This window comes from Candidatus Kryptonium thompsonii, assembly GCF_001535985.1.
Lineage (GTDB): Bacteria > Bacteroidota > Ignavibacteria > Kryptoniales > Kryptoniaceae > Kryptonium > Kryptonium thompsonii.
Map to the genome: position 1 here is coordinate 32,343 of NZ_CZVS01000022.1, position 19,285 is coordinate 51,627.

Consider the following 19,285-nt stretch of genomic DNA (forward strand, 5'->3'; position numbering starts at 1 on the left):
AGGTAACATGAGAGAGGTAGTAATAGCCAGCGCATGCAGAACCCCAATTGGTTCATTTAACGGGGCTTTAAGTCCTTTACCAGCTCCTAAACTTGGTGCGATCGTAATTGAGGAGGCATTAAAGAGAGCAAATGTTCCAAAGGAAATGGTCGATGAAGTTATAATGGGTTGCGTTTTAACAGCTGGGGTTGGTCAAGCACCAGCAAGACAGGCAGCAATTTTTGCGGGACTTCCAACAAAAGTCGAGTGTATGACAATTAACAAAGTTTGTGGTTCTGGACTTAAATCCGTCATGCTCGCAACACAGGCTATAAAACTTGGCGATGCCGATATAATTGTTGCTGGTGGAATGGAAAGTATGTCGAACGCTCCTTACCTTCTCGATAAGGCAAGATTTGGTTATAGGATGGGACATGCACAAATAATTGACTCAATGATAAAAGATGGACTTTGGGATGTTTATAATGACTTTCACATGGGCAATGCTGGTGAACTATGCGCAAGGGAATGCAACATTTCAAGAGAAGAACAAGATGAGTTTGCAGTGTTAAGCTATAAACGAGCTCTTGAAGCAATTGAAAAAGGTTATTTCAAAAACGAAATCGTCCCTGTTTCAGTCCCACAGCCAAAAGGAGAGCCGATAATTGTCTCAGAAGATGAGGAACCGAAAAAAGTAGTCTTTGATAAAATACCTAAGCTAAAACCAGCCTTTGATCCAAACGGTACGATAACAGCAGCGAACGCATCAAAAATAAACGACGGCGCAGCAGCTCTCGTCCTGATGTCAAAAGAAAAAGCAGATGAACTTGGCATTAAACCCCTCGCAAGAATAGTTGCCTACACCTCCGCCGCAAAAGATCCAGCTTGGTTCACAACCGCACCTGTAGATGCGATTGAAAAGGTTTTAAGGAAAGCAAACATGAAAAAAGAAGACATCGATCTATTCGAGGTAAATGAAGCATTTGCCGTCGTCGCCTTAGCGACATCAAAACTTGCAGGAATTCCAATTGAAAAAATGAATATTCACGGTGGAGCTGTAGCTCTTGGGCATCCAATTGGCGCAAGTGGTGCAAGGATCTTAACAACGCTTCTTTACGCAATGGAAAGAAAAGGAGCAAAATTTGGAATTGCTGCAATTTGTATTGGCGGAGGGGAAGCAAGCGCAGTCATAGTTGAAAGAGTTTAAAGGTATCCTACAACAAAAACAAAAATTTGGAGCACATACCATGGAAATCAAGAAAGTTACAGTTGTCGGAGCTGGAACAATGGGAAGTGGAATTGCTCACGTTCTTTCACAAAATGGTTATCTTGTAAATTTAATTGATATCAACAAAAGCGTTCTTGAAAAGGCTATAAATGTGATAAGACAAAATATGGACAGGCAAATTAAGAAAGGCTTGATGACAGAAGAAGAGAAAGAGCAAGCAATAGCCAGGATAAATACACTAACTTCGCTTGAAAGCGGAGCTAAAGATGCGGACTTTGTAATCGAAGCAGCTACTGAAAATGTCAAAATTAAAAAAGATATTTTCAAATCCCTCGATCTCGTTTGCAAACCAGAAGTTATCCTCGCTACAAATACTTCATCAATTTCAATCACTGAAATCGCCTCCGCTACAAACCGTCCAGATAAAGTGATAGGAATGCATTTCTTTAACCCTGTTCCAGTGATGAAGCTTGTCGAAATTATCCGAGGACATGAGACATCAGATGAAACGTTCAAAATCACAAAAGAATTAGCAGAAAAACTTGGAAAAACGCCTGTCGAGGTAAAGGATTACCCAGGATTTGTCTCAAATCGCATCTTAATGCCAATGATAAACGAAGCAATTTACTGTCTTATGGAAGGTGTCGCTTCAGCAGAAGATATCGACACTGTAATGCGTCTTGGAATGAACCACCCAATGGGACCACTTGCGCTTGCAGACTTAATCGGACTTGATGTGTGCCTTTCAATTATGAATGTCCTTTATGAAGGCTTTGGAGATCCAAAATATAGACCTTGCCCCTTGCTAAAAAAGATGGTTGCTGCCGGATACCTCGGCAGGAAAACCGGAAAAGGATTCTATGACTATACTCAACAACAAAATAACAAAACACAACAATGAACTTTCAACTTACAGAAGAACAACTAATGATTAAAGAAACCGCGAGAAAATTCGCGGTTGAAGAATTAGCGCCAAAAGCAGCTGAAAGAGACGAAAAAGAAGAATTCCCTCACGAGGAAATCAAAAAACTCGCCGAACTCGGCTTCATGGGAATGATGACACCAGAAAAATATGGTGGCGCTGGGCTTGACACAATTAGCTATGTTCTTGCTATGGAGGAAATCTCAAAAGTTGATGCATCTGTCGGAGTTATAATGTCTGTTAATAATTCCTTGGTTTGCTGGCCTATTGAAATTTATGGGACCGAGGAACAAAAACTAAAGTATTTACCAAGGCTTGCCCGTGGTGAACTACTTGGTGCCTTTTGCCTTTCAGAACCAGAAGCTGGAAGCGACGCATCGAATCAAAGAACTACCGCTGTCAGAGATGGTGATTTTTATATCTTGAACGGAACAAAAAACTTCATAACAAACGGCGTCTACGCTAATATTTTAATCGTCTTCGCTCAAACAGATAAAGAGAAAGGCCCAAAAGGGATTTCTGCCTTTATCGTTGAAAAAGATTTTCCCGGCGTCATCGTGGCGAAAAAAGAGAAAAAACTTGGAATTAGAAGTTCAGACACTGCTCAAATTGTCTTTGAAGATTGCAAAGTTCCAGTTGCCAATCGGCTTGGTGAAGAAGGGATGGGGTTTAAAATCGCAATGACCACCTTAAACGGCGGAAGAATTGGGATAGCTGCTCAAGCACTTGGAATTGCACAGGCATCACTTGAGGCGTCGATAAAATATGCAAAGGAAAGAAAAACATTTGGAAAATTCCTTGCAGAGCATCAAGCGATTCAATTTAAGATTGCGGACATGGCAACGAAAATTGAGGCAGCAAGGTTATTAACATTTCTCGCTGCATGGAAAAAAGATCGAGGCGAAAAATATGTCAAAGAAGCGTCAATGGCTAAGCTGATGGCATCTCAAGTTGCAGTTGAAGCAGCATTAGAAGCAGTCCAAATTCACGGAGGTTATGGTTACATCAAAGATTTTCCTGTCGAAAGATATCTTCGCGATTCGAAAATCACAGAAATTTACGAGGGAACATCTGAAATTCAGCGAATAATTATCGCAAGAGAATTACTTGAAATGAAAGTTTAACGCATAAGCCCCGGCATTGACCCGGGGCTTGTCAAGTTTTGATTTAAAACTTCATCTGTTTATATTTAAAACCAAACAAAATTAAATTCGTTTATTCGTAATTGTGTCTATAAGGACTCGTTTTGCACCAAGCCCAACTGGATTTCTACATGTAGGTGGCCTTAGAACCGCACTTTATAATTACCTTTTTGCCAAAAAACATAACGGCCAATTCATCCTCCGCATAGAAGATACAGACCAAACTCGCATTGTCCCAGGGGCTATAGAAAATTTAATCGAAACATTGCATTGGGCTGGAATTGAATTTGACGAGGGACCAAACAAAGGTGGACCTTATGGACCCTACATTCAATCCCAAAGATTAGAACTTTACCGCAAACATGCCCAAGAACTTATCGAAAAAGGATATGCCTATTATTGCTTTTGTTCCCCGGAGCGACTTGAAAAAATGAGAGAAGAACAAATAAAGCTAAAACAACAACCACGATACGACGGCACATGTAGAAGGCTATCCCAAGAAGAAGTTAAAAAGAAACTCGATGAGGGGATACCTAAAACAATAAGAATGAAAATTCCCGAATGGGGTGAGCTAACATTTCACGATTTGATTCGAGGCGATGTGACCATAAATTTTAAAACTTTAGATGACCAGATAATTCTAAAATCTGACGGATTTCCAACATACCATCTCGCCGTCGTCGTCGACGACCACTATATGAAAATCTCCCATGTAATTCGTGGTGAAGAATGGTTACCGAGCACGCCTAAACATATTTTGCTTTACGAATATTTAAACTGGAAAAAACCACAATTTGCACATTTGCCCCTGCTTCTTAATCCCGACAGAACAAAATTAAGCAAGCGCCAAGGCGATGTCGCAGTTGAAGATTATAGAGCTAAGGGTTATTTACCCGAGGCGATTGTTAACTTTATTGCTTTACTTGGATGGAACCCCGGCGATGAAAGAGAATTCTTCAAGCTTGATGAGTTGATAAATGAATTTTCCCTTGAAAGAGTTAATAAAGCTGGCGCAATTTTCGACATAAAGAAACTCAACTGGATGAATTCGCATTATATTAAAAATTCTGACCTCGATAGGATAACTCAACTTGCTATCCCCTTCCTAAAAGAGAAAGGATATGATGTTTCAAACTTTCAAAAAGTAAAAATAATAGTTGAAGCTGTCAGAACTCACCTTGAATACCTTGCCCAAATTGTTGACTATGTTGATATTTTCTTTACAGAAATAGTTGAAATTGAAAATGGGGAAGCGCGAGAGATTTTAAAACTTGACACAAGTAAAACCGTACTTGAAAAATTCATACAAAAGTTACAAAACCTCGATGGTGAAATAGATAGAGAAAAATTCAAGCAGTTGATGAAAGAAATTCAAAATGAAACGAGCATAAAAGGCAAAAATCTTTTCATGCCGATAAGAATAGCCCTTACGGGCAAAACTCACGGTCCAGAGCTTCCCCTTCTCGTTGAATACTTCGGCAAAGAAAAGATAAAACAAAGATTGGAGAAATTTATTAGCTTATGAAATTTCGTTTGAGATTTATTGATGTATTTCGAGGTCTCGCAATAGTTTTAATGTTACACGGACATACAGCCGATGCCCTACTAAGTCCTGACGAAAAAACAAGCCTCGCTTTTCAACTCTACACAATCTTCCGCGGATTCACCGCTCCGATGTTTCTTTTCATATCCGGATTCGCTTTTGCTATAACAACAATAAAATATGTCGAAGACTATTTAAAATTTTCACAAAAGTTTCTAAAACGGATAAGAAAATTTCTCTTCATAACACTGCTTGGCTACTTCCTCCATCTCCCCTATTTATCCCTCAAAAAAACAATAACCGAGTCAAATTTTGAAACACTTTCAGTTCTGTTTTCATCAGATGTTTTGCAAGTTATCGGAATTTCCCTACTGATTCTTCAAATAAGCTTATTTTTGCTGAAAGACGCGTTTAAATTTTCACAATTATCACTCTACATGGGTATTTTTGCTTTTCTAATTTCGCCATTTTTGTTTATGATTGACTTCGCAAAATTTCTTCCCTTACCTATATCTCAATATTTAAATACTTTCAACGGCTCTAAATTTCCCCTTTTCCCATGGATAGGCTACATCTTGTTCGGGAATTATATCGGCTACAAATTTATAAGCGCGTCAAGTTCCGAAAATTCAGAGCTCTTCCTAAATAAAATCTATAAAATTTCACTGCTTGCGCTTCCACTTGCTTTCACTTTAGAGCTTGTATATGAAAAATTGTTTAATCCAAATCAATTCCTTATCTATTCAAGTCCATTTCTTTCTGTTTCACGTCTCTCGTTTGTAATTGTTCTGTTTTATCTGGTGATGAAAGTTGAAAAAAATGTAAATTTAAAAGTCCACCCATTACAAATCCTTGGAATGGAATCGCTCTTCGCTTATGTTTTTCATCTTATGATCATTTATGGAAGCCCCATAAACCCAGGCTTATCACTTTCAGCAGTTTGGGGCAATATGTTAAGTTATCACATTGTCTTTGCTTTCTTTCTAATCTTGGCAACTACCACATTTTTAATTTCCTACTTTTTACATATAACGAAGCAAAGTAAACATCATTTGGTTGACTATATCAAGTATGCATTTGTCAGTGTGATCTTACTTGTATTTTTCATAAATCCATACTAAAAATGGGAGCAAAAATGAGAGCTATCGCTATCAACGAGTTTGGCGGGAACGATAAACTTAAATTAATGAATCTACCTGAACCAAAACCAAAAGCTGGGGAAGTTTTAATTCAACTTAAAGCAGCAAGTTTAAATCATCTTGACATTTGGGTTAGAAAAGGTCTTTTCAAGATTCCATTTCCACATATTCTTGGCGCTGATGGAGCTGGAATAATAGTAGAGGTTGGAGAGGGAGTTAACCATTTAAAAGTTGGAGAGAAAGTTCTAATTTCGCCCGGAATTGGTTGCGGTATTTGTCAGGAATGCGCGTCTGGAAGGGAAAACTTTTGTAAACTCTATCATATACTTGGAGTTCAAAAAGATGGAACTTATGCTGAATATGTTGTTTTACCTGCTCAAAATGTTCTGCCGATCCCACCTAACCTTGATTTTGAATCAGCCGCATCTGTTCCACTCGTGTTTTTAACTGCATGGCACGCACTTGTAACGCGGGGAAATATAAAACCGGGAATGAAAGTTTTGATTCATGCAGCGGGAAGTGGCGTTGGGATTGCAGCAATTCAAATTGCAAAACTTTTTAATGCAATTGTTTTCACAACAGCTGGAAGCGATACAAAACTCGAAAAGGCAAAAGAACTTGGCGCAGATGTGTTAATAAACTATAAACAGGAAGATTTTCAAGAGAGATTAAAAATTGAAACACAGGGCGAGGGGATAGATCTCATCCTTGATCATGTTGGATTTGACACAGTTATGAAAGGTTTGAAGTCACTGAAAAAGGGAGGCAAATTGATAACATTAGGTGCGACAAGCGGAAGCGAGGTTCCAATCGAACTTAGGTTTGTGTATGGTAAAAATTTATCAATCGAGGGAATTTACATGGGGAGCAAGGCGGAGTTAATGGAAGTTTTGAAATTTTTCCAAAATGGTAAATTGAAACCAGTGATCCACACAGTTCTACCGCTTGAAGAAGCGCAAGAAGCCCATAGAATACTTGAAAATAGAGAAGCCTTTGGGAAAGTTGTATTAAAAATTTGATCATATAATCTTTTAATCCAACGCTTCTGTTCGCCTGCTTTTTGCACTCTCCGAGGGAAGATTCACAGCCCCAATATACTTTATTCACCAAAATCTTTCAAAAGTTGAAAAACATTTTAGCTTGACTTTTCAACTTTTTATCTTTATATTATTTTTGACTAAAAGAACAAATTGGTCAAAAATTCAATATGATCGACATTGAAAAAACGAGAAATGAAATCGTTGAAATAGCGAAAGATATCTTCGCAAGGTTTGGATTCAAAAAAACGACCGTGGAAGAAATTGCCAAAGCAGCAAGAAAAACCAAAAGCTCACTTTATTATTACTTCAAAAATAAAGAAGAGATATTTCAAGCAGTCATCGAACAGGAAGCGGAAGTTCTTCGAGAGCGAATTAAAAAGGCGATATCCCAAGAAAACACTCCACAAGATAAACTTAGAGCTTACATAATAACAAGAATGAAAGCGCTCAAACAACTTGCAAATTTCTACAGCGCCATCAAAGATGAATATCTTGAAAATTATAAATTTATCGAGAAATTCAGAGGTAAATACGATGAAGAAGAGAAAAACACGATAAGCCAAATTTTAAAGGAGGGCATCGCCAAGGGAATTTTTAAAGTAAAAGATGTTGAAATTACAACTACTGCAATTTTAATCGCCCTCAAAGGATTTGAAGCATGGATTTTTCGGGGCAACACGAGGTGGACGGAAAAAGACATCGACAATCTCCTTGAAATTTTGTTTTACGGGATAACGAGAAAATAAAATTAAATAAACGATGAAAAAATATTCACATTTCATCATAAAATACAGATGGATATTTATTTCTCTAACCTTTGCCTTAACTCTATTCTTTGCATATTCAATTAAGAAAATAAAAATCAACTCAGACTTTACTTCCTATCTCCCTCAAACTGACGAAGCCGTTAAGCTCGCCCGATACATTGGGGACAAATACGGCGGGAATCTAACTGCCATAGTGGCAATTGAATCTGCGGACATCTTTGATTATGAAGTGCTTAAAGATATCTACAACTTGACGGAAAAATTAAAATATGTTGAAGGTATCTCCTATGTCACCAGCTTAACAAACACAATTGATATAAAGGGAACAGAAGAAGGAATTGAGATAGGGAAGCTAATCAACGAGATACCCGAAGATCCCCAAGAATTAAATAGAATAAAAAATTATGTCCTCTCAAAAGATCTGTACAAAAATCTCATATCAAGCGATGCAAAAATCACGCTGATATTATGTAGGTTAAAAGAAGGTGTAGATAAAGAAAGTGTAGCAAGGGAAATCAAAAAAGTAGTTGAGGCAGAGAGAATCAAGGGAAAAGTTTACTACGGGGGGCTGCCATTTCAGATGATTGATATGAATAAATTGATAATTGATGACTTGAAGATATTAACCCCAATGGTCGGGTTTGTAATGCTTGTGATTTTATTTTTGAGCTTTAGGAACCTAAAGGGTGTTATAATACCATTTCTCAGTGCGGGTTTCAGTATAATCTGGACGCTTGGGCTGATGGCAATCTTAAACATACCATTGACCATAATTTCAAATACAATACCTGTAATTTTAACAGCAATTGGAACTGCTTATGGAATACACATCGTAAATAAATACAACGAAATTTTATTTATAACCGACCCCAGAGAAAGAGCCGAAATCACTCTTTCAGAAATTTCACTACCAGTGTTCCTTGCTGGGATTACAACAATTGCAGGATTTCTATCGTTTATCTATGGCTCATACTTAACAATGATAAAGGAATTTGGAATTTTTACAAGCGTCGGTGTTCTATTTTCCCTCATTATATCACTTACATTGATACCCTCAATTTTATCCCTTTTAAAACAAGGTAAAAAAACAAACAAAGTTTCAAAGCCTCAGCTTGATAAAAAGCCAGCGGTAAAAATCACAAAGTTAATTTCAAAATTAAAATATCCGATTTTGCTTTTTTCGATTTTAATAGTTTTGGCATCTGCCATTGGAATTTTTAAAATTAACAGAGAAGTTAGCATACTTGAATATTTCAAGCCTGAGACAAATGTAAGGGCTACGGAAGAGATGTTAAAGCGAAATTTTGGGGGATCGTTGCCTTTGTATGTTTTAGTAAAGGGGGATGTGCAAGACCCGCAAGTTCTACAGGAAATTAAAAAGGTTGAGGATTTTCTGAAATCGCTTGAAGATGTTCATAACCCACAATCAATTGTTGATATAATTGAAGAGATGAATCATGTAATGGGTGAAGGTAGAAAGATACCTGAAACAAGAGAAAAAATTGCAAATCTAATTTTTCTGATAGAGGGCGAGGAAATTTTTAATCAACTTGTCTCGCCAGATAAAGATGAGGCGATAATTCAAGCGATGGTGACATATGCAAGCTCAAATAAAATTTCGGAACTCGTCAATAAAATTCAATCCTACTTTAATTCGGTTTCCGACAAGGGGAACAATGTAAAATTTGAACAAACGGGGATGCCCTTAATTTATAAACATCTCGACGATGCGATAATCAAAAGTCAAATTCAAAGTTTAATCTTCGCTCTAATCTTTGTCTTCTTAATAATGATATTCCAAACTGGCTCAATTTCAGGTGGGATTCTTGGGATAATTCCTGTTTCTCTAACAATTGCTGTTATTTATGGATTCATGGGCTATTACGGAATTCCACTTGACATCGCCACTGTTTTAATTGCTGGGGTTTCTCTTGGAATGGGAATAGATTATTCAATTCATTTTATGAATAGGTTAAAGGTTGAGCTTGGACAAAGTTATTCTTTTGAAGAAGCAATAAGTAAGGTTATTGGCACAACGGGTGTTGCGATTCTAATAAACGCCTTGTCAGTTGCCCTTGGCTTTGCAGTGCTTATTTTTGCAAGCGTGATACCATTGCAAAGATTTGGGATCTTAATTTTACTTACGATGTTTCTATCCAGTGGGGCAACATTGATTTTATTGCCAGCGATAATTCTGACGACGAAACCAAAGTTTTTGAAGAAGATGCTTTGTGAAACTGAGGTTGAAAAAGTTAAAACAAATGCATGAAGGAGGAATAAAAATGCGCTACTTAGCCCTTGCATTATCATTAGTCTTCACAACAAATATCTTATTTGCACAGCTCACTGCTGTGGAAATTTTAAAAAAGGTTGACGATGTTTCATACGCCCCCAAAGATCAATTCTACAAATCAAAGGTTATATTAATAGACAAGAACGGCAAAGAGATGCATCGGGAGGCACTTATGTATCAAAAAGGAACGAACAAGAGACTAGTAAAATTTACGGAACCCGCAGATATAAAGGGGATTGGATTTTTATCCCTACCGGAAGATGTAAATTATGTCTATCTTCCAGCTTTCAAGAAAAGTAGACGCATAGCGTCGCACATCAAAAATCAAAATTTTGCAGGTACAGACTTTACCTATGAAGATATGGAAGCGTTAACTTATTCAGAGAAATGGGAACCAGAGCTTTTAAGAAAAGATGAATTTCACTATGTTTTGAAACTAACACCAAGAAAAGGAAGGACAAGTGATTATTCAAAGCTTATCATGTATGCAAGAACAGATAATTTTTACCCTGAAAAAATCGAATACTATGATAAGGCTGGTAACCTATGCAAAATTTTAACCCGGAGAAGAATTGAAAAAGTTGGTAATTATTGGATAGCTATTGAAACCGAAATGAAAGATCTCAGAAAAAACCATACAACTAAACTTATGCTCGAAGACATCAAATTTGACACAAATTTAAGCGATGACATTTTCACATTAAGAAATCTTGAGAGATAAAAAATGAAACAAGCCATTTTATTATTTATCCTTTCACTCTTATGTTTTTTTAACAACTTAACAGCTGATGATTTTAAATTCAGCTCTGAGTATCTTGAGTACGATGTTTACTGGAAATTTCTAAATCTCGGGAAGATAAGGGTATGGACAAAGGTTGAAGGTGATAGCATCTATTCAAGAATTCATGTTGAGTCAAACCCGTATATCTTTTTCGTAAATGTAAACTACACCTTTGAAAGCAAATTTCATAAGGAAAATCCTTTCAACAGCTACCTCAACGTTTATGAGACGAAAAATGGGCTTCCACTAAAAACAACCTTTTTAAGAAAAGAAAATGAAATAGTCGCAAAACAATTTGATATAAGAAATGGCACAGTTATTGGGCAGAAGTCAATTCCCTATCCGGATATATATTATCATGGGATAACTGCATTTTTTGTTGCGAGAAAATTGTGTGGTGCTGGGGTTGTGGTTTATCTTCCCCTGTTATTTGCCACAGAGGAAAAACTTGAGAGACCACCATTTATTATAAAGGTTGAAAAAGTAAGATTTGATTTTTTGGAACAGAAAGAAGATGTAAAAATTTCAGCATTTGATTCAGAGGTTCAAACGATCAAATTTAATGGATACGCATCATTTGTAAGTAAGGAATTGGCTGGGATAACAGGTGAATTTAGTGGATGGCTTTCAGACGACTGGGCAAGAGTTCCAATCAAAGCAACTTTTAACACTTTTCTCGGTATTGTTCGCCTTGAACTTTCAAAATGGGAAAAAGATAAATGGAAACCACCTTTAAAAACAAATTGATGCCTGCAAAGGTATGAAAGCGCTCAAAATTATAACTTTGATTTTTATTCAAAGCGCTCTTTTAATTTCTCAAAATCTTCAAATCGGCGGATACATTCAAGCGGACGACAGAGTGAAACTAAAAGACAAAACCATATCGTGGGAAGAATACCGACTTAACTTAACAGGGCAAGTTGAACTTGAAAATGTAAAATTTTACTCTGAAATCTGGGTTAGAAATTTCGGCTCAAGTGATGTTAAAAAAATATCAGACCTTTTAGACAGAAATTATGTCGAACCAGTTGACATTAAAATTCGTGAAGCGTATGTTGATGTGAAAGATTTTCTCATTGACAACCTTGATCTTAAGGTTGGAAGGCAAAGAATTGCGTGGGGAACTGCAGATAAATTAAACCCAACAGATAACTTGAACCCAGATGACCTTGAAGATATATGGGATTACGGAAGACATCTTGGATCAAACGCAATTAAACTTTCATATTACATTGGTGATTTCACCTTCACAAGTGTTTTTATTCCAACATTTACACCTGCTGTTTTGCCTCGTGGTGATTGGGTGAAAATCTTTACAGATGAATTTTTCCCGGGAGCAATTCAAACCCAGATTCAAACTCAAATTCAAAATCCTGATCCTTCACTTAAAGAAGCATCAAAGTTTGGTCTGAAAATATCAAAAAGAGATATCCTTGGGTTTGCCTTTTCTTTAAGTTATGTGTACGGAAGAGATGATATCCCAATACCATACAAAGTTTCTGGTAAGTTCAAGGACGGTAAGTTTGTCCCTGATTCTGTGCTTTTATTCTTTCCAAAGATGAAAATTGTTGGTTTTGATCTCACTGGTGATATAAAAGGAATTGGCGTCTGGGGAGAAGCTGGAATATTCTATCCCGAAGAAGTTATCCTTGAAACTGTAATTTCAAACATCCCAATTCAAAAGAGTGAAACAATCCTTAAAAAAGAAAATTACACAAGGTTTGTCCTTGGTTTCGATTATACATTTAAAAACGGAATTTATGCTAATGTTCAATATCTTCACGGCTTTCTTCATGAACGGGGGCGTGAAAATTTAAGAAATTACATTGTGTTTAATTTTGAACGAAAATTTATGAATGACAAAGTCAAATTTAACTTTCTTAGTGGTGGGTTCGAGTTCAAACGAGCGAAAGATGTAAAAAATAATTATGCACTGATTTACAATCCGCAGATATCTTATAACCCAATCGATAACTTAGAATTCACCATTGGCGTAAGACTAATTGAAGGTAAGGGCAGGACAACTTTTGGTAGATTGAGCGATAGGGATGAGATTTATTTAAAGGTCAAATATAGCTTTTAATAAATAAGGCACGCCTTTCGGCGTGCCCTTTTGAAATTAATCAATCAAAAATTCGAATTGTGGAAATTTCGAAATTCTAAGCCTCATCTCACCTTTTAAACCTGTAACATCGAAGGCAACCCTAAGTGGATAATACTGCTTTTCATCCTTCGCATTAATGCTTGCTTTAACATTGCCCACCAGTAATCCTTTAACCCCGCTAACTTCAACGGGAACACCAGCAGGACTTGCAGAAGCGTCGGAAGAGATAAGCGTAAAATCACTCAACAAATTTATCTCCAATGGTTTTGCATTCTCTTTTGCCCTGAAAAGGATTTCAACCTCAATAAACTTTTTCGATGTATCGAAGCCAGAATAATTGACATTTTTATTCGCATTTACCACTTTTATCGCCCATTCATCCGTCTCAACCCATTCATCAACTCGAACAAGTGGTTTTTTCTCTGGTTCAATTCCAAGAAGATATTTATTAAACCACGCAAGACAACGATAGAATTCGTCTATTCTATGATTTGGCTCTCTAAATCCATGACCCTCACGGGGATAGCGAACAAATTCAACTGTTTTACCAAGATGTTTCAAAGCTTGATACATTTCCTTTGAATTGCTTATGAAAGTATTTGGATCTTCATCTCCATGCATTATCAAGACAGGTGTTTTTATGTTTTTGACATAATAAAATGGCGAACGCTCAAGGTAAATTTTAAGATTATTCCAATAATAATCGCCAAGATAATCAGGCTCCCAGCTCGGAAGATAAGAGTTGCTGTAATCCGTGATAAGATTGAATATTCCAAACATTGAAACAGCTGCTTTAAATCTATCGGTTTGAGTGATAGCCCAATTCGTCATATAACCGCCATAACTTCCCCCAAATATGCCGATTTTATTTTCATCTGCGATTTTAAGTTCTTTTACAATGTAATCAATTCCAGCCATTATGTCTTTAAAATCACCACCACCAAGATCTTTGAAATTAGCTATACCGAACTTGTTTGAATATCCAGAGCTTCCTCTAAAGTTCGGGGCAAAGACAAGATAACCTTCATTTGCCCATACTTGAAGATTGTAATACTGACGAAGTATATCTTGAATCCTTCCGTAAGGTCCACCATGAACAGCGACAAGCATCGGATACCTTTTGCCTTGCTCAAAATTAACAGGTTTTACAAGCACTCCTTCTATCACCCATCCGTCAAAACTCTTCCATCTTATAACGGTTTGCTCGCCGAATGTAAAGTTTTTAAGTTGTGGATTTAAATCTGTTAATTTCTTTAACTCACCATTTTTCAACACATATACATCTGGAGCACTTGTCTTATCCTCAACAAGGAACGCAAGAACTTTATCAGAGACTGCGATATCACCAAAAACTCTTTCGCCACCCAAAAATTCCTTTATCGTCCCATCGTTAATTGAAATTGTGTAAATATGAGTATAAACTCCGCTCGCAGTTCTTGCATAAATTTTTCCTGGTTCCGACTTTGAGAATTCATAACTTACAATCCCAACATCAAACTTCTCGGTCAAATTTTTAATTTCCCCCGTTTGCGGATCAGCAATAAAAAGTTCCTCTTGCGAATATGTAAACTTTGGGTCAAGATCAGCAACGAAAGCTATATATTTACCATCGGGAGACCATTTCGGTTGCCTTTCCCCACCTGGTCTTTTCGTGAGTTGCTTTGATTTCCCTGTTTCAACTTCTAAGAGCCAAAGATCAAATTTTTTGCTATCATCAATATCACCCGTATAGTTTGTGTTATAAACGACAAATTTCCCGTCGGGAGAAACATCAAATTGTTCAATCCCATAATCCCCAGTAAAAATTTTTCTTTCCTTTTTTGTCTTTACATCAACAATATAAAATTCCTTCCGATACTTTTCTTTATCAACAACAGTTGGGTCAAATTTTAACTTTTTATCTCGTTCCTTCTTCTCTTTTTCGGGCTTGGGGAGCGTCTCCTGTGTCAGATAAAGTATATTTTTACCATCAGGCATCCATTGAAATGAAATTACACCCTCAGGGGCATTTGTCAATTTGAAAGCCTCACCACCATCAACTGGAAGAAGCCATATTTGATTTTTCGTCTCCTTTTCCTGTGGATCTGATTTACGGTTTGATATGAAAGCTATAAATTTGCCATCAGGAGAAAACTTTGGATTTCTTTCATCTTCGTTTGAAAATGTTAACTGTCTTACCTCACCAGTTTCCACCGAAGCAAGGTAAAGATCTGTTCTGTATTTGCTTTCTTCGAAATCAGCTTTTGAAAGCACAAAGACAACACTTTTTCCATCCAGAGAAATATCCATTTGGGAAACTACATTAATTGAAAGCATATCACGGATTGTAAACTTTTTCTGCTGAGTTTGTGCAAATGTGAAACAAAGCAATGAAAAAACTATGACAAGAAAAAATAAGATTCCTTTTCTCATGTTCTTCCTCCGTTTGTTTAAATTATTAAACCATGATTCAACTTAAGGTAAATTCCGCTTAAAGCTGGTGCTTTAAATACCCCCGCGATATTTCTGGACAAACTTTTGAAATAATCGCTATCCCTATTATTTCGGGACTGAGTAATTACAAAATATAACACGCTTCCGGATTTATACTCCCAGCGAACGATAAGATTTAGGTTAAAAGTTTGAGAATTAAAATCCGGATTTTTGGTATAATCATATGGCACGAGCAGTTCAGGGGTTTTCAAAATTTTAAAATTTTGATAATGCCCTTTCGCGATAAATGTTTGGGCGTAAATTTGAAAACTTAGGTCGCGTGTGAAATTTACAGTTCCACGCAAGGTGAGATCAAATTCATCTGTTGATCTATCTCCAAAAATGCTGAAGTAGCCACCATTAATTCCGATATTTTCAACCCACGCCTCCTCATTTCTAACAAATCTCAGCTGATTTTCTATCTCAAACTCCATCCAATCGGCTGGTTTAAACATAATACTCATCTCATACCTATTCTGCCATCTCTTCACGCTTTCATTTTCCTCAAAGCCCCATTCTCCGAATCCATATTCAAGATTGATCACAACATTTTTTCTCGAATCACTGCGCAATGAAAAATTAACATTATACCTGCTTTTTCCAAGATAAAGCCCATTACCTCTTGTTTCCCTATCATCATAAACTTTCCAAGGGCTATAAAAACCAAAAACTGAAAACGACCAATAATTTAAAAATTCAATCATTTGATCAAAACCAATCCCACGCATGATCGTCACGCCATCGAAATTCCATCTGTAATTATATCTGAGCCCAGCATAATATCTCCTGATTATCCAAAATGGTTTTATATCCTGTTTAAACCTCAGCTCGGTCGTCCCGCCGTGATCATCATCTCTGCGGAAAAAACCAACATCATTTATATAAAATCCTCTCGCGGTATAATCATAACTAGTCGAGTAAAGAAAATTTTTACCAGCAATTTTTCCGATTGAAAACCTACCAGCGGATGCAGGTCTTCCATTGTTGCGGGATGTTTTTGAAAAAGCAACAAATCCAACAAAAGAATAAGTATTGCTTTTGAATCTCAAATCCCAATCGAGACCACTTACAGTTGACGGAATTGCGCCGCTTTTAGAAGTATTCGTCAGTATAAATCCGACCGCAGAGTTGTTCATTATATCCTTTTGAAGTCGTAGAACAGAATAGTTAGCAAGCGGTTCAACCAACACTTTATATTTATTCCCAAGTGAATCGCTTACTGTTGCTTTCTCCGGACTCGTCAGGGCGTTTATAAATCCAAGCGATATCCCATTTTGAGTTTTCCCTGTCAATTTAATAGCATTGAGAATTTTAGTTCTTTCAGGGAAATAAATAACTTTCCCACCCTCTGGAACCGCGGGAAATCCAGAAGGTCTTTTACCTATCCTTCGTGAATAAAAAATTTGCATTCCCGCAAATCTTCCTCCACCACCTCTACCACCAGGGGCACCAAAAGTAAAAAATTGGGAACCATCGGTGAAAAATTGTCTCTTTTCAGGATAAAATGTCTCGTAAGTTGTTAAATTCAAAACAACTTGGTCTGCTTCAACCTGACTGAAATCAGGATTAAAAGTTGCGTTTAAAACAAAATCATTCGTTATTTTATATTTCAAGTCAACTCCAAAGTCAAATCTGAAATCTTTAGTTCCAACATTTAATTCCGACTCGGGTGAAAAAATAAGTTTTGGAGCAACATAAGGATAGATTTCCACGCCTTTAGCAGAATTAATTTCATTGAGTCCTTCCAAATGACCAATTTTCGATACCCGACCTGTCTCCTTTTTTGAAATTAAAGCCCACTGAACAAGCTCTTTCTTTCTACTTATATATCTTTCAAAATTGACCCCCCACTCCTTGCCAGTGGCAAATCTTAATGTCGCAAACGGTATCTCAACTTCACATACCCAACCTATATCAGTTATCTTCGTGCTTGCTTCCCATATCCCATCCCATTCGGTATCAAACCTTGAACCGTCTCCTGTGATGATCCCATCGACTTTAACTCCTGCGGAATTTACAGAGAAAAAATAAGCAGTTTTGTGATCATGGAATGTATCAAATATTATGTTGATTTTATCTGATTCAACATCTCTATCTCGCCTTGTCAGTCGTGAAACTATTTTAACTGGCTCCGAATCATAAAGGATGAACCCCAAATAAATTGCCTTGTCATTGTACAAAATTTTAACCTCTGTTTTCTCGCTCGGATTTTCACCTTCATAGGGATCAAGTTGAACAAAATCAGAAATAGGTATAGCTTTCTTCCATGCTTGCTCCGAGAGATCACCATCAATTTTTATTTCTTCATTGATTTTTATGGCTACAGCAGTTTTGCCCTGCGAATTGTGAGAGAAGAGCAAGTCGGCAAATAAGACAGAAAAAGACAATAATAATCCCAATATCATCTGGAGTTCCTTATTCTTTTTGATTATGTTCAGCTTCATATTCTGAAATTATTTTATCTTTTATTTTCATCAGGTAATCAAACGCAGCGTCATGTTCGTTTGGAATTATTCCTTCAAGTATGGCTTCTTCTATCGCTTTCTTTAGACGACCAACAAGCGGTCCTGGTTTTAAACCAAGCACCTGCATTATCTCATTTCCATCCACAGGTGATTTAAACGCCCTTAATCTATCCTTTTCTTCAACTTCTTTAATTTTTTGAACAACTATATCATAGTTCCTTGAATATTCTGCAACAAGTTTGGGGTTTCTCGTTGTGATATCTGCTCTACAAAGCTTTATAAGATCATCAAGATCCTCGCCAGCTTGAACTATTAACCTGCGAATTGCTGAATCAGTTACGCTTTCATCAACCAAAAACATTGGACGGAGATGAAGCAGGACAAGTTTCTCAACATATTTTGATTTATCCATCGGGAGCTTCATTCTTCTGAAAATCGAGCGAACCATTTTCGCACCGAGAACATCATGTCCATAGAATGTCCACCCAACGCCCTCCTTGAATGCCTTCGTTCTTGGCTTAGCTATATCATGAAATAAACCCGCAAGACGTAGCCAAACATTATCGGTTACCGCCGCAAGGTTATCAACAACTTGGCACGTGTGTTGAAAGACATCCTTATGATGATAACGAGCAACGTTTTCATTTTCCGATTCCGCTCTTTGTTCTGTTCCAGCAAGTTCAGAAACCTCAGGCAAAATAATGCTCATAACACTCGTTTCTTGCATCAATTTTAATCCAATTGACGGTTTTGGCGATTGCATTATCTTCAAAAATTCATCGGTGATTCTTTCTTGCGAGACAATGTTCAAGCGTTCCTTCATCTTTTTTATAGCCAAAAGAGTTTTCTCCTCTATCTCAAATCCAAGCTGGGATGCAAACCTTATCGCTCTCATCATTCTCAAGGGATCATCATCAAAAGTTCTTTCGGGATCAAGGGGCGTTCTTATTATTTTGTCGTGAAGATCTTTTCTCCCATTAAACGGATCTATAACTTTACCGAAAGTTTTTTCATTTATTGAAACTGCAATTGCATTTATCGTGAAATCCCTTCTTGCAAGATCATCATCAAGTGTTCCATCCTCAACTATCGGTTTTCTTGAATCCCTGCGGTAACTTTCCTTTCTTGCACCCACAAATTCAATTTTTCTATCCTCAAGTGAGATCATCGCTGTTCTAAACTGCTCATAAACTGTGACTTTCTTTTTAAAATGTCTCGCAACAACTTTCGCAAACTTTATCCCCTCACCTATCACAAGGATGTCAACATCTTTAACCTCTTTACCAAGTAGAAGATCACGCACATAACCACCGACGACATAAGCCTCAAAATTGGTTTCAACAGCTAGCTTTCCAATTGGTTTCCCTATTTTATCTTGTATCTCAATTAAATCCGCAAATATGTTCATAA

General features: G+C 37.0%; 14 protein-coding genes. 11 read left to right on the top strand and 3 right to left on the bottom strand.

Annotated features, from left to right (window positions below; all coding sequences use genetic code 11):
- Nucleotides 1–7 precede the first annotated feature (7 nt).
- The 11 genes from AWW78_RS03970 (at nucleotide 8) to AWW78_RS04020 (ending at nucleotide 12,917) form a co-directional block, all read left to right on the top strand.
- Complete coding sequence (locus AWW78_RS03970; protein WP_047133241.1) at nucleotides 8–1,186, top strand: acetyl-CoA C-acetyltransferase; 1,179 nt, start codon at nucleotides 8–10, stop codon at nucleotides 1,184–1,186.
- A gap of 40 nt (nucleotides 1,187–1,226) precedes the next feature.
- A complete protein-coding gene (locus AWW78_RS03975) occupies nucleotides 1,227–2,108 on the top strand; it encodes a 3-hydroxybutyryl-CoA dehydrogenase (RefSeq protein WP_047133242.1) in 882 nt (293 codons plus the stop codon).
- The gene (locus tag AWW78_RS03980; RefSeq protein ID WP_047133243.1) at nucleotides 2,105–3,253 is read left to right on the top strand and encodes an acyl-CoA dehydrogenase; all 1,149 of its coding nucleotides are present in this window, start codon (nucleotides 2,105–2,107) and stop codon (nucleotides 3,251–3,253) included. Before AWW78_RS03975 ends, AWW78_RS03980 begins: the two co-directional genes overlap by 4 nt.
- A gap of 100 nt (nucleotides 3,254–3,353) precedes the next feature.
- Nucleotides 3,354–4,796 (top strand): glutamate--tRNA ligase, encoded by a 1,443-nt coding sequence (gene gltX, locus AWW78_RS03985; RefSeq protein WP_047133244.1) that lies wholly within the window; start codon nucleotides 3,354–3,356, stop codon nucleotides 4,794–4,796.
- Complete coding sequence (locus AWW78_RS03990) at nucleotides 4,793–5,935, top strand: heparan-alpha-glucosaminide N-acetyltransferase domain-containing protein (RefSeq protein WP_047133245.1); 1,143 nt, start codon at nucleotides 4,793–4,795, stop codon at nucleotides 5,933–5,935. Before gltX ends, AWW78_RS03990 begins: the two co-directional genes overlap by 4 nt.
- Before the next feature lie 14 nt (nucleotides 5,936–5,949).
- A complete protein-coding gene (locus tag AWW78_RS03995; protein WP_047133278.1) occupies nucleotides 5,950–6,972 on the top strand; it encodes a zinc-binding dehydrogenase in 1,023 nt (340 codons plus the stop codon).
- Between the two features lie 188 nt (nucleotides 6,973–7,160).
- Nucleotides 7,161–7,739, top strand: a complete 579-nt coding sequence (locus AWW78_RS04000) for a TetR/AcrR family transcriptional regulator (protein ID WP_047133246.1) — start codon at nucleotides 7,161–7,163, stop codon at nucleotides 7,737–7,739.
- 13 nt (nucleotides 7,740–7,752) lie between these two features.
- A complete protein-coding gene (locus AWW78_RS04005) occupies nucleotides 7,753–10,029 on the top strand; it encodes an efflux RND transporter permease subunit (protein WP_047133247.1) in 2,277 nt (758 codons plus the stop codon).
- Between the two features lie 13 nt (nucleotides 10,030–10,042).
- Complete coding sequence (locus tag AWW78_RS04010) at nucleotides 10,043–10,774, top strand: outer membrane lipoprotein-sorting protein (protein WP_159421245.1); 732 nt, start codon at nucleotides 10,043–10,045, stop codon at nucleotides 10,772–10,774.
- A 3-nt stretch (nucleotides 10,775–10,777) separates the two neighbouring features.
- Nucleotides 10,778–11,581: a DUF3108 domain-containing protein gene (locus AWW78_RS04015; protein ID WP_047133249.1), complete on the top strand. Its 804-nt coding sequence runs from the start codon at nucleotides 10,778–10,780 to the stop codon at nucleotides 11,579–11,581.
- 13 nt (nucleotides 11,582–11,594) lie between these two features.
- The gene (locus tag AWW78_RS04020; protein WP_047133250.1) at nucleotides 11,595–12,917 is read left to right on the top strand and encodes a DUF1302 family protein; all 1,323 of its coding nucleotides are present in this window, start codon (nucleotides 11,595–11,597) and stop codon (nucleotides 12,915–12,917) included.
- A gap of 36 nt (nucleotides 12,918–12,953) precedes the next feature.
- Here the strand turns inward: AWW78_RS04020 and AWW78_RS04025 are convergent, their stop codons facing one another.
- Genes AWW78_RS04025 through AWW78_RS04035 form a run of 3 tightly spaced genes read right to left on the bottom strand, consistent with a single transcriptional unit; the run spans nucleotide 12,954 to nucleotide 19,283 of the window.
- Nucleotides 12,954–15,350, bottom strand: coding sequence for a S9 family peptidase (locus AWW78_RS04025; RefSeq protein ID WP_047133251.1), 2,397 nt, complete (start codon nucleotides 15,348–15,350; stop codon nucleotides 12,954–12,956).
- Between the two features lie 17 nt (nucleotides 15,351–15,367).
- On the bottom strand, nucleotides 15,368–17,854 hold the full coding sequence (locus AWW78_RS04030) for a DUF5916 domain-containing protein (RefSeq protein ID WP_047133252.1): 2,487 nt from the start codon (nucleotides 17,852–17,854) through the stop codon (nucleotides 15,368–15,370).
- Nucleotides 17,826–19,283 (bottom strand): CCA tRNA nucleotidyltransferase, encoded by a 1,458-nt coding sequence (locus AWW78_RS04035; RefSeq protein ID WP_047133253.1) that lies wholly within the window; start codon nucleotides 19,281–19,283, stop codon nucleotides 17,826–17,828. The genes AWW78_RS04030 and AWW78_RS04035 overlap by 29 nt, the downstream gene beginning before the upstream one ends.
- Nucleotides 19,284–19,285: the final 2 nt, after the last annotated feature.

What these genes read in the sequence shown, in the direction of transcription:
- AWW78_RS04000 (WP_047133246.1), top strand. Translation starts at nt 7,161, where the DNA reads ATGATCGACATTGAAAAAACGAGAAATGAAATCGTTGAAATAGCGAAA.
- AWW78_RS04020 (WP_047133250.1), top strand. Translation starts at nt 11,595, where the DNA reads ATGAAAGCGCTCAAAATTATAACTTTGATTTTTATTCAAAGCGCTCTT.
- AWW78_RS04035 (WP_047133253.1), bottom strand. Translation starts at nt 19,283, where the DNA reads ATGAACATATTTGCGGATTTAATTGAGATACAAGATAAAATAGGGAAA.
- AWW78_RS04005 (WP_047133247.1), top strand. Translation starts at nt 7,753, where the DNA reads ATGAAAAAATATTCACATTTCATCATAAAATACAGATGGATATTTATT.
- AWW78_RS03980 (WP_047133243.1), top strand. Translation starts at nt 2,105, where the DNA reads ATGAACTTTCAACTTACAGAAGAACAACTAATGATTAAAGAAACCGCG.
- AWW78_RS04025 (WP_047133251.1), bottom strand. Translation starts at nt 15,350, where the DNA reads ATGAGAAAAGGAATCTTATTTTTTCTTGTCATAGTTTTTTCATTGCTT.
- AWW78_RS04030 (WP_047133252.1), bottom strand. Translation starts at nt 17,854, where the DNA reads ATGAAGCTGAACATAATCAAAAAGAATAAGGAACTCCAGATGATATTG.
- AWW78_RS03970 (WP_047133241.1), top strand. Translation starts at nt 8, where the DNA reads ATGAGAGAGGTAGTAATAGCCAGCGCATGCAGAACCCCAATTGGTTCA.
- AWW78_RS03990 (WP_047133245.1), top strand. Translation starts at nt 4,793, where the DNA reads ATGAAATTTCGTTTGAGATTTATTGATGTATTTCGAGGTCTCGCAATA.
- AWW78_RS03995 (WP_047133278.1), top strand. Translation starts at nt 5,950, where the DNA reads ATGAGAGCTATCGCTATCAACGAGTTTGGCGGGAACGATAAACTTAAA.
- AWW78_RS03975 (WP_047133242.1), top strand. Translation starts at nt 1,227, where the DNA reads ATGGAAATCAAGAAAGTTACAGTTGTCGGAGCTGGAACAATGGGAAGT.
- AWW78_RS04010 (WP_159421245.1), top strand. Translation starts at nt 10,043, where the DNA reads ATGCGCTACTTAGCCCTTGCATTATCATTAGTCTTCACAACAAATATC.
- AWW78_RS04015 (WP_047133249.1), top strand. Translation starts at nt 10,778, where the DNA reads ATGAAACAAGCCATTTTATTATTTATCCTTTCACTCTTATGTTTTTTT.